Genomic DNA, 18,767 nt, shown 5'->3' with positions numbered 1-18,767 from the left:
TTAAAAAACTTGCTACACTAACAAAAGTCTTAATATTGTTGATAAAGTTATGCAATCTCTTGCCATCAAACATAAAATAATTTTAGCCTTTTCAGCCATTGGCTTGTTAATGCTTACTAGCAGTCTATTTTTTTACTGGTCCCTAAATCAAATTAGTACTACTAACACGCGTATAGAAACCTTGGCAGTGCCTGTACAACAAGCGAGTAAAGATCTGCGCTTATCACTCCTTTCTATTACTAAATTTAATGCCATTGCTTATAGCCAAACTAAACTTAATTTACTGCTGGAAAATAAAAAACAGGCGCACGCCGAACAAACGCAGTTTTTTAGTAAATTAGAAACACTCAAAGCGCAAGTTGCCCAGCAGCAAGGCATGCAAACATTACTCGTTACTATTAATAATGACTTCACCAAGCTAAATACAATAAGCAACGACATGCTTGCAGCAAAAGAGCAACGCTTTAAGGCGCAAAGCTCAGCCGCAGCACTAACAATTACGTTTAATGAACAACTTCGTGAACTCAGTAACCGCTTACTTGATATAGAGCTCATAAACGTGGCGAGCAACCAGCAATCACTTTTGAATGCAGTATTTGGCACAGCGACTCGTGTTGATGATTTATTATTTACTTTAAATAATAATGTCAAAGGAATTGGGCAAATAACCACGTCAGAAAATATAAACGATCATCAGCAAGATACCTCTTTTTTACTCGACAATATTAAATCTAATCTTAGTTACTTAGAGCAACAAGCCACCCCTATTGCTAATAAACTCAACACAAATGAGCTTATTACAGCATTTGATGATTTAAGTAGCTTATTAAATAATCCTAATGGGCTGTATGCATTGCAAAATACTGTGCTCAATAATAAAGACAAAGTTGATCAGCGTTTTGAAAGCTTTCAAAACGCCTTTATTAGTATTGAAAATCAATTGATTGAGCTTAATAAACTGGCTGACATACGCTTTAACTCTCTACAAGATAGCGCTAAATCAGCGATTAATACCGGCTCTAGCTTAGTGATTATTATTGCGTTTGTATTAATTGCATTGCTGATTATTATTTCAGTATTTACTACTAACGCCATGCTAAAACCGCTTAAAAAGGTGAATAAAGAACTTGCTCGCATAGCCTCAGGTGACTTTTCTAAGCGTAGCAATCCCCACAGTAAAGATGAATTTGGTACGCTGATGCACAACACTAATAAGCTTTGTGATGATTTAACTCACTTAATAAAAGCCATTAGTAACGACGCTTACGAACTCGATAATTCAGCGATTCAAACCAGCGAAAAAGGCCAGCAAATGACCATTGTTGCTAAGCAACAGCTGGAACGTAGTGCACAAGCAACCTCATTAGCGCAGCAAATGTTACAAAGCTCACAAGCCGTATACGAGCAAGCGCAAAGCACTTCAGATGAAATTACTAATGCCTCGCAATTTGCTAATGACGTAAACGACATTGCAAACAATAATAGCCAAAGCATTGAGGCACTTTTAAGCCGCTTAGATAGAGCAGTAAGCAGTACAGAAGAATTAGCGCAATATACGCAACTAATTGGCGCCATTGTCGATACCATTAGCAGTATTGCAGAGCAAACAAATTTACTGGCACTTAATGCCGCAATTGAAGCGGCGCGGGCCGGTGAACATGGTCGCGGATTTGCCGTAGTAGCGGATGAAGTCCGCTCGCTTGCAGCTCGTACGCAAAGCTCTACAAGCGAAATTACCACCATGATCAACACACTACAGCAGCATACTCAAACCACTCAAACTGAAATAAATGATGGGCAACAACAGGCTAAGCACTGCGTTGAAAACAGCACTGAACTAAATAGTGCCGTTGAGCGTATTAAAAGCACGCTGGTATCGGTTAATGCTATGAGTAAAGAGATTGCTCATGCCTCACATGAACAACTTACAAACAGCACCGATATTCAACAAATAATGGCTAAGGTAACCGAGCAGGCCACCTTAAACGCCAACAATGCGACGACCCTAGCAAGCGAAAGTGAAGACGTTAATCAACTTGCACACTCATTAAAAGGTGCAGTAGAGCGCTTTAAGTTTTAAGCGCAGCTAATGACTTGGCTTGTATGAACTGGGTATAATACTTTTAACTTTTTGCTAAGTAACGGCCCACAATGAAATACAAAGATCTACGCGATTTTATCGATTTACTTGAAAAACGAGGCGAGTTAAAACGCATCAGCCAAGAAATTGACCCGTATCTTGAAATGACCGAAATTGCTGACCGCACACTGCGTGCCGAAGGCCCTGCTTTATTATTTGAAAACCCTAAAGGGTACGACATTCCCGTTTTGGCTAACTTGTTTGGTACCCCAAAGCGTGTAGCTATGGGTATGGGCCAAGAAGATGTTAGTGAATTACGTGAAGTAGGAAAATTACTCGCATTTCTAAAAGAACCTGAGCCGCCAAAAGGTATTAAAGAAGCGATTGGACAAATTCCGGTATTCAAGCAAGTACTTAATATGCCGGCCAAAGAAGTTAAAAAAGCCCCCTGCCAACAAGTTATTTTAGAAGGTGACGACGTTGACTTAACTAAGTTTCCTATCCAGCACTGCTGGCCTGGCGATGCTGCACCTTTGATTACTTGGGGTTTAACCGTTACCAAAGGGCCTCACAAAAAACGCCAAAATTTAGGGATTTATCGTCAACAGCTATTGGGTAAAAATAAAATCATTATGCGCTGGTTATCTCATCGCGGTGGCGCGCTTGATTTTCAAGAGTGGTGTAAAGAACACCCTGGCCAGCCCTACCCTGTTTCGGTGGCATTAGGTGCAGATCCTGCGACTATTTTAGGCGCTGTTACCCCCGTTCCAGATACGTTAAGCGAATATGCCTTTGCCGGTTTACTACGTGGTAGTAAAACTGAAGTGGTTAAGTCAATCTCGAATGATTTACAAGTACCAGCCAGTGCAGAAATCGTACTTGAAGGGCATATTATGCCTGGAGAGATGGCGCCGGAAGGTCCATATGGCGACCACACAGGATACTACAACGAAGTCGATGACTTCCCAGTCATGACGGTCACCCATATTACACATCGTAAAGACCCTATTTACCATAGTACTTTTACTGGCCGTCCGCCGGATGAGCCTGCGATTTTAGGGGTGGCATTAAACGAAGTATTCGTGCCAATTTTACAAAAGCAATTTCCAGAAATTGTCGATTTTTATTTACCGCCAGAAGGTTGTTCGTACCGTATGGCCGTGGTAACAATGAAAAAACAATATCCAGGTCACGCCAAGCGCGTAATGATGGGAGTTTGGTCATTCCTACGACAATTTATGTACACTAAGTTTGTTATTGTCTGTGATGATGATATTAACGCTAGAGATTGGAACGATGTAATTTGGGCTATCACTACTCGTATGGACCCTGCGCGCGACACGACGTTAATTGAAAACACGCCAATTGATTATTTAGATTTTGCATCGCCCGTATCGGGCCTAGGTTCAAAAATGGGCATGGATGCAACTAATAAATGGCCAGGTGAAACAACTCGCGAATGGGGCGAACCTATTGTCATGGATCAAGCCACTAAAGATCGAGTTGATGAGCTTTGGGATAGCTTAGATATTCTTTAACGACTTTGGTCTAGGGCCTCTAGGCTATAAACTCACCCTGCGGATATGCTATTATTGCTCAAATAAAGTGCGTATCCGCTAATTTAAGGTAAAACATGCAAACATTACTCGCTGAAGTTGTTTCTATCAGCCCACTAACAGAATTTGTTCATAAAGTTATTTTAAAGCCGCAACAGCCTGTAGCATTTGAAGCTGGTCAATATTTACAGTTGGTTTTAGGTGAAAAAGATAAACGTGCGTTTTCAATCGCGAGTCGCCCCTCACAAACTGATGCATTAGAGTTACACATTGGCGCATCAAACGCAGACTCTTACGCGATGCAATCATTAGAACACCTTCGTAGTGCCCACAACGAGAACCAAACCGTAACTATTGAAGCAGGTTTAGGTATTTCTCAGCTGCGTTTGCAGTGTGAGCGTCCAATTATTTTACTCGCCGGCGGTACTGGTTTTTCTTACGCAAAGTCAATGGCTGAGCATTTAGCTGAAATCAACTGTGAGCGCCCGGTGCTATTTTACTGGGGAGTAAAAGAAGAGTCGGCGCTATATGCACATACCGAAATGCAAGTATGGGCAGATAGCCGTGAAAACTTTAAATTTATTCCTGTCGTAGAGCATCCTACCGACAGCTGGACTGGCCACACTGGTTATGTTCATAAAGCGGTGATGAACGATATCATCTCGTTAGAACCTTACGATATTTACATGGCAGGTCGTTTTGACATGATTGGCATAGTACGTGATGATTTTATAAATCATGGCGCCACTCGTGAAAACATGTACGCAGATGCATTCGCGTTTATAAAGTAACATTAGCGCATTATTTTAAGGCACCTTAGGGTGCCTTAATTGTTTTAATTGCTAGCACTGTGATTGTTATTACCTATTAAGCTCATCAACATAAACAATTTCCTAAAATCCAATCTATAAACCATACTTTGTACAGAACATTAAGCGGGAGAAACCTAAATGTTAAATACAAAAGTAAAAGATTTTATGCAACATAAGTTGCCTCATATCACCCCTAATACAGAAATGACCACTGCCATAGCAGAGCTAGAAAAATTTAAACTACTAGGCGCGCCGGTATTTGATGATAATAAGGTGCTTGTTGGCTTTATCTCAGAGCAAGAATTACTTAAACCCTTAATGCAAAGTAGTTATTTTTGTGATGGTATGGTGAAAGTATCGCAGTTGATGCAAACAGATGTGGTAACCGTGCACGGCGATACCAATATTATGGAATTAGCAGAACAAATGAAGCCTGGTAAACCTAAAAATTACCCCGTAATCGATGGCGGTGTAGTGGTAGGTATGATCAGCCGTGCCGATATATTAAAAGCACTTTATAATAATTACGTTAGTTGTAATGCGCACATATAAAAAAATGCCACTGTAAACAGTGGCATTTTTAATTATATAACCTGAACTCTGGATAATATAAGCAACTTAACGCTGTGCGACTTTAGCTTTAAGTGCGCTTTTATCAGCGTCACTTAAATAGGCAATTTCAAGCGCATTCGCTTGCGCTTTTTCCATATCGGCTTGTGACAAACCTGCTTTTGGTGCTGCCACTGCGTACTCGTACTCAATTTCAATGCCTTCAACAGCTGGGTCATCCGTGTTAAGACAAGCTAAAATACCATGATCTAAAAACTGCTTAAGTGGATGTTTGGTTAAATCATTCACTGTACTGGTTTGAATATTACTGGTTAAGCACGATTCAATGCCAATACGGTTATCGCGTAAATAATCCATTAATTTTGGATCTTCAATCGCTTTAACACCATGGCCTATTCTGCTTGCGCCAAGCTCGTTTAATGCTTGCCAAATACTTGGAGCACCTAACGCTTCACCAGCATGCACAGTAACAGCCAAATATGCATCACGTACTTGCTTAAAATGATCAACAAACAACTCGCCAGGATAACCAATTTCATCACCGGCCAAATCCACTGCAACCAAATCATTTTTAAAGGCAAGTAACGCGTCCAACTCGTGCTGACAGGTTTTAACTCCGTATGTACGAGACAAAATACCAATTAAGTTTGCTTTTATATCAGTATCTTTTGTTGCACTTCGGATACCATCAACCACTGCTTCAACAACGCCTTGAGGGTGTAACCCTTGGCTTTGAGCCATATAATAAGGACTAAAACGCAGCTCTACATAATCAAGGCCCTGCGCTTGCGCATCTTCAATGTTTTCTATCGCAATACGTCTACAGGCATCGTAATCGCCTAGTACCGTCACTCCCCAATCAAGCTTTTGTAAAAATGCCATTAAGTTTGGCTCAGGATCAATAACCTGAACATGAGGAATAAGTGCTTCAACATTGTCCGCTGGTAAAGCGATATTAAACTGACGACCAAGTTCTAGTATGGTTTGCGCGCGTACATTACCATCTAAATGACGGTGAATATCTAGCAAAGGTATTTTTCTATTGATCATAATAGCTACTCGGTTGAATTAAAATTGCGCGAATGATACGCAGGTACAGTAATATTTCAAGTGTAGAATACTTAAAATAGCGCTTGGAGGTCTTATGTCTGCTTTTTATATAAAAAGAGTTAACGTGATAAATAAAACCAAATCATTTTAAACAGTGCATCTGCATCAATCGGTTTTGTTATATAGTTATCCATCCCCACGTTAATCGCTTTTTTAGCATCTTCTTCGTGCGCATTAGCAGATAGGCCAATAATAGGTAAATCTAAAAACCCTAATTCATTACGAATCACTTTCGTTGCCTTTAAGCCATCCATTTGTGGCATTTGAATATCCATTAATACTAAGTCGTATCTTTTATCGCTTAGCATTTTAATCGCTTCAAGTCCGTTATTAGCAATATCAACAACACCCTGCTTGGTTTCTAAAATAGCGGTAGCCACATGTTGATTTAATGGGTTATCTTCAACGAGTAGTAAGCGATACTTCGCCAGTGATAGGTTGCTTATATCTATTTTATCTAACTTACCTGAATAATATTGTGCTTTAGGTAACGGAGAATGAAGCGGTAAACTAAAGGTAAAAGTAGAGCCGTGACCTTCACTACTTTTTAAATCAATTGCTCCTCCCATCAGTTCCACTAATTTTTTACAAATACTTAAACCAAGCCCTGTGCCACCAAACTGGCGTGAGGTTGAACTATCAGCCTGAGAGAATGGGTTAAATAGCTGTTTTTGTGCCTCCTCACTAATTCCAATCCCCGTATCATTGACACTAAAATAAGTCATTTTTGCTGACTGCCAAATCTTTAATGTTACACTGCCCTTAGCAGTAAACTTAACGGCATTATTTAATAAGTTCAGCAGCACCTGCTTTAAACGAATAGGATCGGTATTAACAACTAAAGAAGCGTCCTGGTCGACTTCAACTTGTAGCGACAAAGACTTATTACTGACTTCAAATTGCATTAAACTCATGACTTCTTTTGCTAGAGATTTTAACTCCACAGGCTCCTGCACTAACTCAAGTTTACCCGCCTCCATTTTTGAAAAATCAAGCACATCATTAAGCACTCTCAATAAGACACTAACCGCACCATCAGCTTGCTCTATGTAAGTTTTTGCTTGCGGCCAGTCCTGCTGTTGCAGTGCTAAGTAATGCATGCCTTTAATACCATTAATTGGGGTGCGAATTTCGTGGCTCATATTGGCTAAAAACTGGCTTTTTATCTCACTGGCTTCATCAGCTTTTTTCTTTTCCTGGCGCAAAGTTAGTGTTTGCTTTGCAACTTGTTCCCGTATACGAACATTAGTGGCGACCACTGAAATTAAAAACATAATCAGTAGCCAAACAAACAACATTCCTACTATTTGTGCTAACCAATAAATTAGCCAGGTTGATTGCGTCTTAGGCTGGTATATTTCTACTTGCCATAACTGATGACCAATTAACAATTGATAGTCTTTTAACAACTTCATTGCACTATGTTCTGCTACATAAAGGGGTTGCTGGTTATCTGTTTTATTTATATCGGTAAAACTAATCGCAACTTCACCACGGCTATCAAACGAAAGTGCCTCAGATAACTTAGCTAAACTCACTAGGGCAATTACAAACCCTTTAAAATCGCCTTCAATATCAGGGGCACCAAATACAGGGGAAATAAAAAGTACGCTTAATTCCTCGTCTGTAGGGGCTAGCTTAAATGGCTCACTCAGTACCAACTCATTAAGAATTTTTGCTTTATTAAGGGCGTCGCGAATACCCACATCAGAGCTCAAATCAAAACCCAACAGATCTTGCATATTCTTTAAGGGATAAATGTATTTTATGGGGTAATAAATATTACTAGAGGGTGCTTTTTGCCATTGTCCATTCGCCATTCTTTGTTTTATAACGACACTTTTGTCCCATTTAGTAGATTCATTAATAGAATTGGCAGTAATGATTGGTACCCAATTTAACGCTAAAATCTCTTCACTGTAGCTCAACTGCTTAGAGGTGAAATGATTAAACTCATCAAGGCTAACTTGTTCGCTACTTGCTAAAAATGCGCCTAACAAAGATAGATGCGCAGCCACTTCATCTAACCTTTGATTAATGGCACTTTGCGTCATCATCAATTTAGCTTCTTGTTTTTGAATGTCTTTTTGTTTTTTTACACTGGCCGCGCCATAAAAACTAATACTGATAATGGCGTAAATAAGTAACGCAGGTAAAATAACTTGTAGCCGATGACGCAACTGCGAATAGTTAAATATAGCCAGTACTAACGGGGTAAAAATCAGCACCCCTATTGAGTCACCAATCCACCAGGTAATAAAGGTACTAAGCGCAGCAGATGAACTAATTATATGATTAAAAACAAGCAGAATGGTTCCTGCCCCAGCAGCTATGACGCAACACAGCGGTCCACCAATCATCAAGCTTTGAATGCTAAGTTTAAGGGAAGATAAATTAAGAGGCGCTTTAATAACTTTGGTAATGAGGAATGCACCCAGCCAGGCCTGAGAAAATACAGCACAGCTGACGCCAATAGCTTGCAATAATACTTGCCAGTTTAAAATATCAGCAACACTGTCTAAGTGAATTAAATTAACAAAAGCAGCGCCTGCAAAAATCCCCACATAAGCGCGACGCCCCCATAGTAAAAAGCTTGCCAGTGCAATACCTGCAGGAGGCCAAGAGGCAACCGCGTAACCATTAACAGCAAATAAAAAATTACTCAGGTAACCGCTAAAGAAGTAAGCGCATGCGAGGCTAAAGGAAAGTGTAAATACATTTTTCACAACCGCCGCTCCTGCGCTTTTATTATTGATTTATAACTATAATTGATTATTGGTAGAGTACAAGTGCCTTATCTAATTGTGCACTGTGCTTATAGCTTAATATAGCTTGTTGCCGGTATTGTGATTTATTTTCACTATTAAGCGCTTTATCGAATACTCGCGCAGCTAAATCATAATCACCTTGCGCATTGGCTAAACACGCCAACGCTAATAGTAACGCATTATTATGCTCATCTTTTTTTAGTCGCTCTTGAATGCTTGATTGCAACTTATAAGCATTACTTGGGGCAGCTTCACTTAAAATGTAAGCCAGTTGGTCATGTTGTTTATTGTGCTTAAGCAATTTAATTAGCTCATTTTCAATGCTTGCTAATTGCCCGGTTTTAGCCATTTGGGTTAAATAAGCCGTATACGCATGCGCTTGCAATTTTTTACCTAAATGTTGGTATTTAGTGGTTAACTCATCACTTGCTTGCGCTGCAAAATAAGCTAAAAACACTTGCTGCCACTGGGTATCACTCAAGGCGCTTTTGCGTAATAAACGCGGTAAAAAGTCTTCAAGCAATTTAAAATGCTGCTGTTGCACTAACACTTCGGTGTACAACTTCAAATCAAGCACCGTGGCTTTTTTAGATTCTGCAGCCACCCGTATTTGCGGTTCAATTACACTGCTGTCGCCACTAGCTAACCACAGTTTAGCCACTTTAAGTTGTTGCTCTGGGCTGATTTCAAACAAACGCTCAAGCGCTTTATCGGGTTGATTATTTGCCAGTGCCGCTTTTGCTAATAATGCTAAACGTATATCGGTAAATTTAGGTGGCACACTATTGCTTGATAGCGCACTGTCTACTTGCTCGTAATCATCATTAATGAGACTCCACAATGCTTGCTCTATAGCTGCATGTTTACGCTCTTGGCTTCGTGCAAAAAAACCATGCTTAGTGTTTCTGTAAATAGATAAACAATAACGCACTAGCTTGTAAGTTAAATACAAAGCCGCTGCACTCAGTGCTGCCATTATACAAAATGAAACAATCGTGCCTTCTATAGTGGTATTGTTAAATGAAATCAGCACATAACCTTTTTCATCTAACACAAAAGGGGTAATCGCTAGCACCAACACAATCGCGACAATGAAAATAATCAGTCCTATCATTGTGCCCACTCCTTCACTTGCTGAGTGCTTTGCAGTGTTACTTGAGGATTAAAGTTAAGCGATTCTTTTTCAAGATTGGCTAAGGTCTGTATTACCACCTTTGTCGCATCGTCATCTTGCTTAAAGTATTCATTAACCAAACGTTTTGTATCATTCAAAGCGTTAAAATAAATACTTGCTTGCTTACTCATTAATGCGTCTTGCGCCTGGGTAATATTAAGCTTGATACGCTGGGTAATTAAATGGCGCTCTCGGTCAGTTAATAACGGCTCAATTAATACGCCTTCATGATGGCGAATAGTAATAAAGCTATCGACTATTTTATTCCAGCTATTACGAATATTTTGCTGCCAATCACTAACATCTTCAGAGAGTGCGTTCTCATCACTTATACTCGCCTCTTCAGGCAAATTAACCGCATTAAATACTAAGTCATCAATACGTTTTATTACGCTATTTAATTGTAAATAAATCGCCTCTGTCGCAACCGGTTTAATACTGTCGAGTGTTTGAATATCTTGTGTAATTGCTTGGCGCAACTCAAGCGTACCAGAGTGGTCGCTTAACAATGAATCTAAACGTTTAAGCACGGCACTCGTGCCTGAGTAATCTTGCTCTGCCCACAGTTTAAACTCAGCCATACGTTGCAAGCTAGTCACTTCTTGTGGGTTTAATGTATTACCACTTTGTTGTACCTTTTGTAGCGCGGCTTTTAATGCTTGTTGATTTTTTACAGAATTTTCATTGAGTGCCATAGCGATTTGCTCTTCGCTATTAAGCAGTGCTTGTTGCAAACTGAGCTGCTCAGACTTAAGCGTTTGCAGCTCTTGCTGCAATATCTTATTTTGCTCTGTTAATGCATTTACCGCTAAATTTTGCACTTTACCGGCATTGAGTTTTTGATAAAACTCATAACCCACGCCACTGGCAACAAGCAAGGAAATCACTAACGCAACGCTACCTACTTTACTTACTTTTTGAGGAGTGCTCTGCGTTTGGTTATTCGCTTTTGCAGAGTCACTTTTAGTCGTATTAGAAGTGTTCTTTGCTATTGGCTGTGCTTCTTTTTCTGCTTTTGGCGTCGCTGACTGTTCACTCATTTTGCTACCTTGCTGATTAATGCAGGTAAACATAGCGTGGTCGCTAGCTCCTGCCGCAGTGTGTATATGGGTCGAATTTATTTTTTGTTGCTGTAAATAAGCACCAATGCGCTCACTGGCAACATAAAACTCGCACTGTTGTAACCACGTTAGTTGCGCTGGCGTAATAGTATTAAATATAGCGTCAACTGCAGCATTACTTGTAATGACTATACCGTGTACATTAAGGCTTTGCCAGTGGTCTATCCAGTTAGCTGAACTAGGCTCTACAGGCTCACGTTGATACACCACACAATTATTTAAATAAGCACCACGTTGCTTCAAGGTTTTTGCTATTTCAGGTCGCCCGCCAATACCTTTTACCAGCACAATATTACTGCCATCAACGTCAGCCAATGACTTAAGCGCAAGTAACCCCTCAGAGTCATGTTGTTTTGGTAATGCAGCTCGCACACCAAATACTTCATAAATGGTATCAGCTGTTTGTTGGCCCACCCCATAAAACTGCGCTTTGGTATTAATTGCAGGCTTAAGTGCATTTAATGCATGCACCGCATCCTGTGAAACAAAAATAATTTTGTCGGCGTTTACCAACGGGCTTAATTCAACGCTTGTCGGCGTTAAGTAGGTTATTTTTAAAACTGGATATAAAGACGCTTGATAACCCGCTTGCTCAAGTTGCTGTGCAAGGGCTGCGCCTTTTCCTTCGGGCCGAGTTATCAAGATATGTTTCATTATGCGTCTCGATATACGTCAGCTAGAATTTTATCTGCGCCTTGTGCTAATAATTTTTTAGCCAGCTCTATACCTAACTTTTCAGCATCATCAACATGACCACTAATTTCATCGCGTAAAATTTCACTGCCATCAATCGCACCGACTAAACCACGTAAGTGTACTTGCTCACCATCAACCAATGCGTACGCACCAATTGGCACTTGGCAGCCTCCTTCTAAATGGCGGTTCATTGCGCGCTCAGCGTTAACGCGAATACGTGTTTCGCTATGCTCAAGTGGCGCTAATAATGCTTTTGTCACGCTATCATCTATACGACACTCAATGCCTACAGCGCCTTGGCCATTAGCAGGTAACGACACTTCTGGTTCAATAAAGTCACGAATACGCTCGCCCATCTCTAAACGAATTAGCCCTGCTGCTGCGAGTATAATGGCATCATATTGGCCGCTATCAAGCTTTGCTAAACGTGTATTGACATTGCCGCGTAAGTCACGAATTTCTAAATCCGGACGCAGCGCTCTAATTTGACACTGGCGACGTAAACTTGAAGTCCCCACAATAGCGCCTTGTGGTAGCGCATCAATATTGGCAAAGTTATTTGATACAAACGCATCACGCGGGTCTTCACGCTCACAAATAACGTGCAGTTCTAAATCATCCGGAAACTCTACTGGTACATCTTTCATTGAATGCACAGCAATATCTGCACGGCCATCAAGCATGGCTTGTTCTAGTTCTTTTACAAATAAACCTTTGCCACCAATTTTAGCCAATGGTGTATCTAAAATAATATCGCCCTGAGTCGACATTGGCACGAGCTCTACGCGCACGTCATCATGAAAATGCTCTAGCTGCGCTTTTACAAATTCAGCCTGCCAGAGTGCCAATGCACTTTTACGAGTGGCAATGCGAACTAACTTTGTTTTTTCGGTCATAAAATATCCATTAATAATTACACGCTTTAGGATTAAAATTTATTCAATCTAAGGCGATTTAATTTGCTAAAACTCTAAATTTTTTTTGAGCGATGAGTAGCCCGTTTTCATCAACTACATCAACGCGCCAATGCCCTATTTGAGTATCCATAATATTTTTAGTTGAGTACGTTCTGTAACGTGGAGAAGTAACCTTAAGTGCCACCGCAGCCATTACTTCACCTTCAAATAGCCACACATGTTTTACCTGCTGGCCCTGTAAGTTTTTAAGCTCACTAAAAAATGACAACGACTCTTCAAATTGATTTAAACGCACATCAGCGGCAAATACGTTAGTTGGCTCACGGTTACTGACACTGCGAGTCAGAACTGCACGACTTATGGTAGCGGTATCTATTTTGGCACCAATGGCCACACTGGCAATATTTGCAGATGCAGCAAATTCTTTTTGCTCAGCGGGTTTTGAATTCACAACGTCAGGGGCTTGAGTGGCTATTGCTGCAATGACTGCTTTTTCAGGCTCAGCTGCGGTCGTTGGCTCTACTTCTTGCTTAATAATACTTTGTTGAACTTCAGACTCAGATGGTACTTGTTCAGTAATAGGCGCTGGTTTTTGCTCATCCAAGGAAATGGTTTTAGGGTCTGCAATCGCGACACTGCTCACCGGCTCCTCATCAGCATCTGTGGCTTTCTCACTCTCTACTGATACTGCATTATCATCGCTTAGCGACACAATTGCTGTTTGTTGCTCAGTTAAATCAGACTGCTCATTAGGATGCGGCGTCCCTTGATCAGCATTTACAGCGCTAGACAGGCCGTAAATAACCGCTGCAGAGGTCATAATCACCAACATAGAAATACTCACAATCCGACGCCAATGCCACTCATAGCTCACGTTAGGTTTGCTAGTAGATGGTTTGCGTTTTACATTTGCTGTTATTACTATTTTTTGACTCATTTTGACCCTCAGCGGCTCCTAAACTAACTTAAGCGAGAAATTAACCATTGGCGCACAGCTTGTAACTCTTGTGTACAAACCTGATGCCCCATTGGGTATTCTTGCCAACTTACATCCATGTTATGCGTTGATAATACTTCAAACGCACTTCTACCCGCGCTATGCGGTACAACGTCATCTTGGCTACCATGAGCCATAAATATATTTAACTGTGTTTGTTTTGCTTCATCGGCCAATTTATGTGGCACACACATGTAGGTTGACAGCGCCATTACACCAGCCAGTTTTTGCTCTAAACGCGGCGCTAAATGCAGCGATACAACGCCACCTTGCGAAAAGCCCGCTAAAATAATTTTACTCGCCGGTATGCCATTGGCAATTTCTTGTGTGATGAGTTGCTCAACTTTCGCTGCTGATTCTCTAACCCCTTGCTCATCGGCACGTTTATCTAAATCCATAGATTTAATGTCGTACCATGAGCGCATTTGCATACCGCCATTAACTGTAACAGCCTGCATAGGCGCGTGCGGAAAAATAAAACGCACTCCTAACTCAGTAGGTAAGTCGAGCTGCGGGGCAACTGGTGCAAAACCATCACCTGAATCACCTAAGCCATGTAGCCAAATCACCGTGGCTTTATGGGCACTTTGTGCCGGGTATTCTACAAACCCTAAACTCATAGCGTTGATTGCCACTTAATTTCTTGACCCGCTTGACGTGTTGACGCTTCATTGATGAAACTCCAAAACTCTGCACCCGAGCGGTTATCAATCCATTGACCATCACGCATTTCAAAATGATGTCCATTGAATTTTGTTGCTACCCATACCTGGTGCAAAGGGGCTTGCTTATTAATCACAATCTTACTGCGATCTGGAAAAATAATTTCTAAAATACCTTGAGCCGATTCATAATCTAAATCTGCTTCACAATCATCAACTTGTTCTTCAATAGTGAACATAAGAGCTTCTGCTAACTGGTGATATTCGTGATCAGTCATCGTTAATTTCCTTTGCAGGCGAGGCGCCTAAATAATGGGTGCATGTTTATAGAGCTAGTGTAACAGGAATAAAATCATCCGCGAATAGCTGCATTTTTTAGATATTCTGTTACTCTGCGATTATAAAGCCAGCAACCGTATTAATCTAATGAAAGCGACATATACCTTACAATTAAAACAACTATTAATCTGCACCGTATTGTTGTGTGCATTAGCTGGCTGTGGCCAAAGCGGCCCGCTGTACTTACCCGAGCAGCCTGCTGAACAAAAGCAGCCAACTGACATTCCTAACAAACAAACACCCGCCGAGCAACAACAGGAGCAGTAAATGGATTTTTTTAATTATAAAAACAACCAACTATTTGCTGAAGATGTCAGCGTAGCAACCATTGCACAGCACTATGGTACGCCGTGTTATGTGTATTCCAGAGCCACGTTTGAACGCCATTATTTAGCGTTTGCTAATGCGACTCAAGATCACAAAAGCCTAGTGTGTTATGCCGTTAAAGCAAATTCAAATATTGCGGTGTTAAACATATTGGCACGACTTGGAGCGGGTTTTGATATTGTCTCAAAAGGCGAATTAGCTCGGGTGATCAAAGCCGGAGGTGCTGCTAATAAAGTGGTATTTTCTGGGGTTGCTAAAACGGCTGACGAAATTGCTTATGCGTTAGAATTAGGTATTAAATGCTTTAATGTTGAGTCAATCTCAGAGCTTGAGCGCATTTCTGAAGTGGCCTGCGAGCTTAATTTAGACGCGCCAATTTCTATTCGCGTTAACCCCGATATTGATGCCAAAACACATCCATATATTTCTACTGGGCTTAAAGAAAATAAGTTTGGTATTGGAATCGAGTCTGCATTAAGTGTGTATCAACATGCGGCATCATTACCTGGCTTAACGATTGTTGGCGTAGATTGCCATATTGGCTCACAGCTTACACAAACCAAACCGTTTTTAGAGGCGCTTGATAAACTACTGGCATTAATTGATGAATTAAAAAATGCAGGTATTGAGCTAAGCCATTTAGATATAGGTGGAGGCCTTGGAGTAACCTACGACGACGAACAACCTCCACACCCAAGTGAATATGCAGCACAAGTAACGCAGCGCCTTGCAAATTACCGTCACCTAGAACTGATTTTTGAGCCCGGGCGAGCCATTGCCGCAAACGCGGGGATTTTAGTAACACAAGTTGAGTTTATTAAACAAAACCAAGACAAGTATTTTGCGATTGTAGATGCGGGTATGAACGACATGTTACGCCCATCACTGTATCAAGCATGGCAAAAAATTATTCCTGTATCAGTGCGTGATGACGAAACACCGACCCATAATTACGACGTAGTTGGGCCGGTGTGTGAAACAGGTGACTTTTTAGGTAAAGACCGCCCATTAGCACTCAAACAAGGTGATTTATTAGTACAGCGAAGTGCTGGAGCCTATGGTTTTACTATGAGCTCAAATTATAACTCACGCCCACGGGTTGCTGAAATAATGGTTGATGGTGAGCAACATCACCTTATTCGCGAACGCGAAACTATCGAAAGCCTATACCAAGGTGAGAAAGTTTTACCATAAACGTTTTTGCCAACTAGCTGCTCTGTGGCATGATTAGCACAGAGCAAAACCGAATTAGAGCGCTATGTTAGTTAATTTTTCCAAAATGCACGGCTTAGGTAACGACTTTGTTGTGATTGATAATATTACACAAAACGTTTTTTTATCCCGTGATCAAATCAAAAAGCTGGCCGATCGCCATTTCGGCATTGGGTTTGACCAATTATTGATGGTTGAAGCCCCTTACTCACCGGATCTCGATTTTCACTATCGTATTTTTAACGCTGACGGCCACGAAGTAGAACAATGTGGTAACGGTGCGCGTTGCTTTGCCCGCTTTGTACGCATGAAAGGCTTAACCAATAAACATAAGATTAGCGTGTCGACTAAGTCAGGTAATCTTACCCTGTATATTGAAAAAGACGGTCAAGTAACGGTTAATATGGGTCACCCTAATTTTGAGCCAAATAAAATTCCACTCAAAGCAACCAAACGTGAGCTGACTTACATTATTCGCGCAGAAGAACATACCGTTTTTAGTGGTGCCGTATCTATGGGCAACCCGCATTGTGTTATGGAAGTAGACGATATAGAAACAGCCCAAGTGGATACCCTAGGCCCATTGCTTGAAAACCATGAACGTTTCCCGCAGCGCGCGAACATTGGCTTTATGCAGGTTATCTCTCAAGAACACATTAAACTCAGAGTATGGGAGCGTGGTGTAAGCGAAACACTTGCTTGCGGTACCGGCGCGTGTGCCGCCATGGTGATTGGCTTTATCCAAAATAAGCTCACCAGCACAGTACAAGTTGATTTACCCGGCGGTAGCTTACAAGTTCGCTGGAGTGGCGAAGGCCATCCAGTGCGTATGACTGGCCCCGCTGAACATGTATTTGATGGGCAAGTGGCACTATGAGTGAATTAACTAAACAGCAAGTAATAGACTACTTACAACAGCATCCTGATTTTTTAATTAATCAACCTGAGTTATTAGCGCAACTTGAGTTACAACAGCAAGTTCAAGGTGCAACTTCGTTAGTGCATATTCAGCAGCGCCAATTACGCGAGCACAATACACAGCTAAAAAATCAAATAGACAGCATGAGCAAAAATGCGACCCAGAATGAACTGGTTTATCGTTTATTTAGCCAATGCCACCGGCAGCTGTGGAGTAATTACGACTTTAATACGCTGGCCAGTAACTTACGTAATATTATTTGTATGAGCCCGACTATTAATGAGTGCAAACTCGTTAGATACGACAGCGCCTTTGAAGAGTTAGTAAAGCACAGACTATCAAATAGTAATCATTATTTAGGCCGTGTAAATCAGCAAGAACGCGACTTACTCTTTAACAATGACACTCAATCGACCGCACTTTATTTAATTGGTGAGCCGAGTAATCCCTACGCAATTTTGGCTTTTGGCAGCCACGATGAAAACCACTTTGAGCCCTCACAAGATAACTTATTTGTATTAGACTTTGTGCGCTCACTGCAAATACGGTTACTGGAACTGGCATGAGCGATAACGCGCCAAATATAAGCGACTTAAGCGATAGCTGGCGTACACCCATTACATTATTTAGTGATTACTTAAAATTTGAACGCCAGTATTCGGCGCACACCGTCAATCAGTATGTCAGCCAATTAGGTTTTGCCGCCTTGTATTTTAATAAGCTATGCGACAATTGGTTCGCGGTACAAAGCGAGCATATTCGCCGTTACAGTATGGCACTGCGGGCAAAACAGTTAAGCGGCAGAACAATCAGCTTAAAATTAAGCTGCATTCGTAGTTTGTATAAATTTTTAAAAGCAAAAAACATTACTGAGCAAGCGCATTACCACAATCCGGCACAGGGTATAAAAGGCCCTAAATTTGCGCGACCTTTACCTAAAAACCTTGATGTTGACCAAATGGCTCGTTTACTCGAAATCCCCGATGATGATCCGCTCGCCATTCGTGATAAAGCCATGATGGAACTGATGTATTCTTCAGGGTTACGTATTAGCGAGTTAGTTGGCACTAACATGCAAGATATAAACACTCGTAGCGGTGAAATATTAGTGCGAGGTAAAGGCGCAAAAGAACGCCTAATACCGGTTGGCTCTAAAGCACTTGAGGCATTAAAAAACTGGCTGGCAGTTCGCCCACTGTATATGGGTGCAGATGAACATGCGGTATTTTTAAGTAGCAAAAAAAACCGTATCTCTGTACGCCAAGTTCGTTTGCGTATGCAAGAATGGGGTATTAAACAAGGTATTAGCTCGCAAGTTCATCCACATAAATTGCGCCACTCATTTGCATCGCATATTTTAGAGTCTTCTGGCGATTTACGAGCAGTCCAAGAGCTATTAGGCCACAGTAGTTTATCTGCAACCCAAGTTTATACCCATTTAGATTTTCAGCACTTAGCTAAGGTGTACGATAACACCCACCCACGTGCTAAAAAAAGAACTGATTAG

The 18,767-nt window shown here is 41.1% G+C and carries 17 protein-coding genes; 9 read left to right on the top strand and 8 right to left on the bottom strand.

Annotation, left to right across the window (positions count from 1 at the left end; genetic code table 11):
- Positions 1–49 precede the first annotated feature (49 nt).
- The 4 genes from B1F84_RS00560 to B1F84_RS00545 all read left to right on the top strand — a co-directional run bounded on the left by B1F84_RS00560 (position 50) and on the right by B1F84_RS00545 (position 5,000).
- Entirely contained in the window at positions 50–2,080 is a 2,031-nt protein-coding gene (locus B1F84_RS00560; RefSeq protein WP_131690270.1) for a methyl-accepting chemotaxis protein, read from the top strand.
- Between the two features lie 71 nt (positions 2,081–2,151).
- Positions 2,152–3,618, top strand: a complete 1,467-nt coding sequence (ubiD, locus tag B1F84_RS00555) for a 4-hydroxy-3-polyprenylbenzoate decarboxylase (RefSeq protein ID WP_131690269.1) — start codon at positions 2,152–2,154, stop codon at positions 3,616–3,618.
- A gap of 95 nt (positions 3,619–3,713) precedes the next feature.
- Positions 3,714–4,427 (top strand): NAD(P)H-flavin reductase, encoded by a 714-nt coding sequence (gene fre / locus B1F84_RS00550; protein WP_131690268.1) that lies wholly within the window; start codon positions 3,714–3,716, stop codon positions 4,425–4,427.
- Between the two features lie 159 nt (positions 4,428–4,586).
- Positions 4,587–5,000 carry a CBS domain-containing protein gene (locus B1F84_RS00545; RefSeq protein WP_054202871.1) on the top strand — a complete coding sequence of 138 codons (414 nt, stop codon included), beginning with the start codon at positions 4,587–4,589 and terminating at the stop codon, positions 4,998–5,000.
- 66 nt (positions 5,001–5,066) lie between these two features.
- Here the strand turns inward: B1F84_RS00545 and add are convergent, their stop codons facing one another.
- The 8 genes from add to cyaY all read right to left on the bottom strand — a co-directional run bounded on the left by add (position 5,067) and on the right by cyaY (position 14,741).
- Positions 5,067–6,068: an adenosine deaminase gene (gene add / locus B1F84_RS00540; protein ID WP_008109049.1), complete on the bottom strand. Its 1,002-nt coding sequence runs from the start codon at positions 6,066–6,068 to the stop codon at positions 5,067–5,069.
- Between the two features lie 119 nt (positions 6,069–6,187).
- Entirely contained in the window at positions 6,188–8,854 is a 2,667-nt protein-coding gene (locus tag B1F84_RS00535; protein ID WP_131690267.1) for an ATP-binding protein, read from the bottom strand.
- A gap of 46 nt (positions 8,855–8,900) precedes the next feature.
- Positions 8,901–10,010: a heme biosynthesis HemY N-terminal domain-containing protein gene (locus B1F84_RS00530; protein ID WP_131690266.1), complete on the bottom strand. Its 1,110-nt coding sequence runs from the start codon at positions 10,008–10,010 to the stop codon at positions 8,901–8,903.
- On the bottom strand, positions 10,007–11,845 hold the full coding sequence (locus B1F84_RS00525; protein WP_036934546.1) for a uroporphyrinogen-III C-methyltransferase: 1,839 nt from the start codon (positions 11,843–11,845) through the stop codon (positions 10,007–10,009). Before B1F84_RS00525 ends, B1F84_RS00530 begins: the two co-directional genes overlap by 4 nt.
- Positions 11,845–12,783 (bottom strand): hydroxymethylbilane synthase, encoded by a 939-nt coding sequence (gene hemC, locus B1F84_RS00520; protein WP_076919931.1) that lies wholly within the window; start codon positions 12,781–12,783, stop codon positions 11,845–11,847. Before hemC ends, B1F84_RS00525 begins: the two co-directional genes overlap by 1 nt.
- 58 nt (positions 12,784–12,841) lie before the next feature.
- The gene (locus tag B1F84_RS00515) at positions 12,842–13,741 is read right to left on the bottom strand and encodes a DUF2914 domain-containing protein (protein ID WP_131690265.1); all 900 of its coding nucleotides are present in this window, start codon (positions 13,739–13,741) and stop codon (positions 12,842–12,844) included.
- A 23-nt stretch (positions 13,742–13,764) separates the two neighbouring features.
- Positions 13,765–14,421, bottom strand: coding sequence for an alpha/beta fold hydrolase (locus B1F84_RS00510; RefSeq protein WP_008109038.1), 657 nt, complete (start codon positions 14,419–14,421; stop codon positions 13,765–13,767).
- Entirely contained in the window at positions 14,418–14,741 is a 324-nt protein-coding gene (cyaY, locus tag B1F84_RS00505) for an iron donor protein CyaY (protein ID WP_008109036.1), read from the bottom strand. Before cyaY ends, B1F84_RS00510 begins: the two co-directional genes overlap by 4 nt.
- 148 nt (positions 14,742–14,889) lie before the next feature.
- On the opposite strand from cyaY, the gene B1F84_RS00500 reads away from it, so the two are divergent.
- The 5 genes from B1F84_RS00500 (at position 14,890) to B1F84_RS00480 (ending at position 18,767) form a co-directional block, all read left to right on the top strand.
- Positions 14,890–15,069, top strand: a complete 180-nt coding sequence (locus B1F84_RS00500; protein WP_131690264.1) for a lipoprotein — start codon at positions 14,890–14,892, stop codon at positions 15,067–15,069.
- Entirely contained in the window at positions 15,070–16,323 is a 1,254-nt protein-coding gene (lysA, locus tag B1F84_RS00495; RefSeq protein WP_054202878.1) for a diaminopimelate decarboxylase, read from the top strand.
- A gap of 64 nt (positions 16,324–16,387) precedes the next feature.
- The gene (dapF, locus tag B1F84_RS00490; protein ID WP_008109029.1) at positions 16,388–17,218 is read left to right on the top strand and encodes a diaminopimelate epimerase; all 831 of its coding nucleotides are present in this window, start codon (positions 16,388–16,390) and stop codon (positions 17,216–17,218) included.
- On the top strand, positions 17,215–17,826 hold the full coding sequence (locus B1F84_RS00485) for a DUF484 family protein (protein ID WP_131690263.1): 612 nt from the start codon (positions 17,215–17,217) through the stop codon (positions 17,824–17,826). Before dapF ends, B1F84_RS00485 begins: the two co-directional genes overlap by 4 nt.
- Positions 17,823–18,767, top strand: a complete 945-nt coding sequence (locus B1F84_RS00480) for a tyrosine recombinase XerC (protein ID WP_131690262.1) — start codon at positions 17,823–17,825, stop codon at positions 18,765–18,767. Before B1F84_RS00485 ends, B1F84_RS00480 begins: the two co-directional genes overlap by 4 nt.

The sequence above is a fragment of the Pseudoalteromonas sp. DL-6 genome, assembly GCF_004328665.1.
Taxonomy (GTDB): Bacteria; Pseudomonadota; Gammaproteobacteria; order Enterobacterales; family Alteromonadaceae; genus Pseudoalteromonas.
Note: the sequence above shows the minus strand (reverse complement) of the source record. Positions and strands in the feature narration are given on the sequence as shown.

What these genes read in the sequence shown, in the direction of transcription:
- B1F84_RS00545 (WP_054202871.1), top strand. Translation starts at nt 4,587, where the DNA reads ATGTTAAATACAAAAGTAAAAGATTTTATGCAACATAAGTTGCCTCAT.
- B1F84_RS00485 (WP_131690263.1), top strand. Translation starts at nt 17,215, where the DNA reads ATGAGTGAATTAACTAAACAGCAAGTAATAGACTACTTACAACAGCAT.
- B1F84_RS00560 (WP_131690270.1), top strand. Translation starts at nt 50, where the DNA reads ATGCAATCTCTTGCCATCAAACATAAAATAATTTTAGCCTTTTCAGCC.
- B1F84_RS00510 (WP_008109038.1), bottom strand. Translation starts at nt 14,421, where the DNA reads ATGAGTTTAGGGTTTGTAGAATACCCGGCACAAAGTGCCCATAAAGCC.
- B1F84_RS00480 (WP_131690262.1), top strand. Translation starts at nt 17,823, where the DNA reads ATGAGCGATAACGCGCCAAATATAAGCGACTTAAGCGATAGCTGGCGT.
- dapF (WP_008109029.1), top strand. Translation starts at nt 16,388, where the DNA reads ATGTTAGTTAATTTTTCCAAAATGCACGGCTTAGGTAACGACTTTGTT.
- hemC (WP_076919931.1), bottom strand. Translation starts at nt 12,783, where the DNA reads ATGACCGAAAAAACAAAGTTAGTTCGCATTGCCACTCGTAAAAGTGCA.
- B1F84_RS00525 (WP_036934546.1), bottom strand. Translation starts at nt 11,845, where the DNA reads ATGAAACATATCTTGATAACTCGGCCCGAAGGAAAAGGCGCAGCCCTT.
- B1F84_RS00515 (WP_131690265.1), bottom strand. Translation starts at nt 13,741, where the DNA reads ATGAGTCAAAAAATAGTAATAACAGCAAATGTAAAACGCAAACCATCT.
- B1F84_RS00530 (WP_131690266.1), bottom strand. Translation starts at nt 10,010, where the DNA reads ATGATAGGACTGATTATTTTCATTGTCGCGATTGTGTTGGTGCTAGCG.
- cyaY (WP_008109036.1), bottom strand. Translation starts at nt 14,741, where the DNA reads ATGACTGATCACGAATATCACCAGTTAGCAGAAGCTCTTATGTTCACT.
- ubiD (WP_131690269.1), top strand. Translation starts at nt 2,152, where the DNA reads ATGAAATACAAAGATCTACGCGATTTTATCGATTTACTTGAAAAACGA.
- B1F84_RS00500 (WP_131690264.1), top strand. Translation starts at nt 14,890, where the DNA reads ATGAAAGCGACATATACCTTACAATTAAAACAACTATTAATCTGCACC.
- add (WP_008109049.1), bottom strand. Translation starts at nt 6,068, where the DNA reads ATGATCAATAGAAAAATACCTTTGCTAGATATTCACCGTCATTTAGAT.
- lysA (WP_054202878.1), top strand. Translation starts at nt 15,070, where the DNA reads ATGGATTTTTTTAATTATAAAAACAACCAACTATTTGCTGAAGATGTC.
- fre (WP_131690268.1), top strand. Translation starts at nt 3,714, where the DNA reads ATGCAAACATTACTCGCTGAAGTTGTTTCTATCAGCCCACTAACAGAA.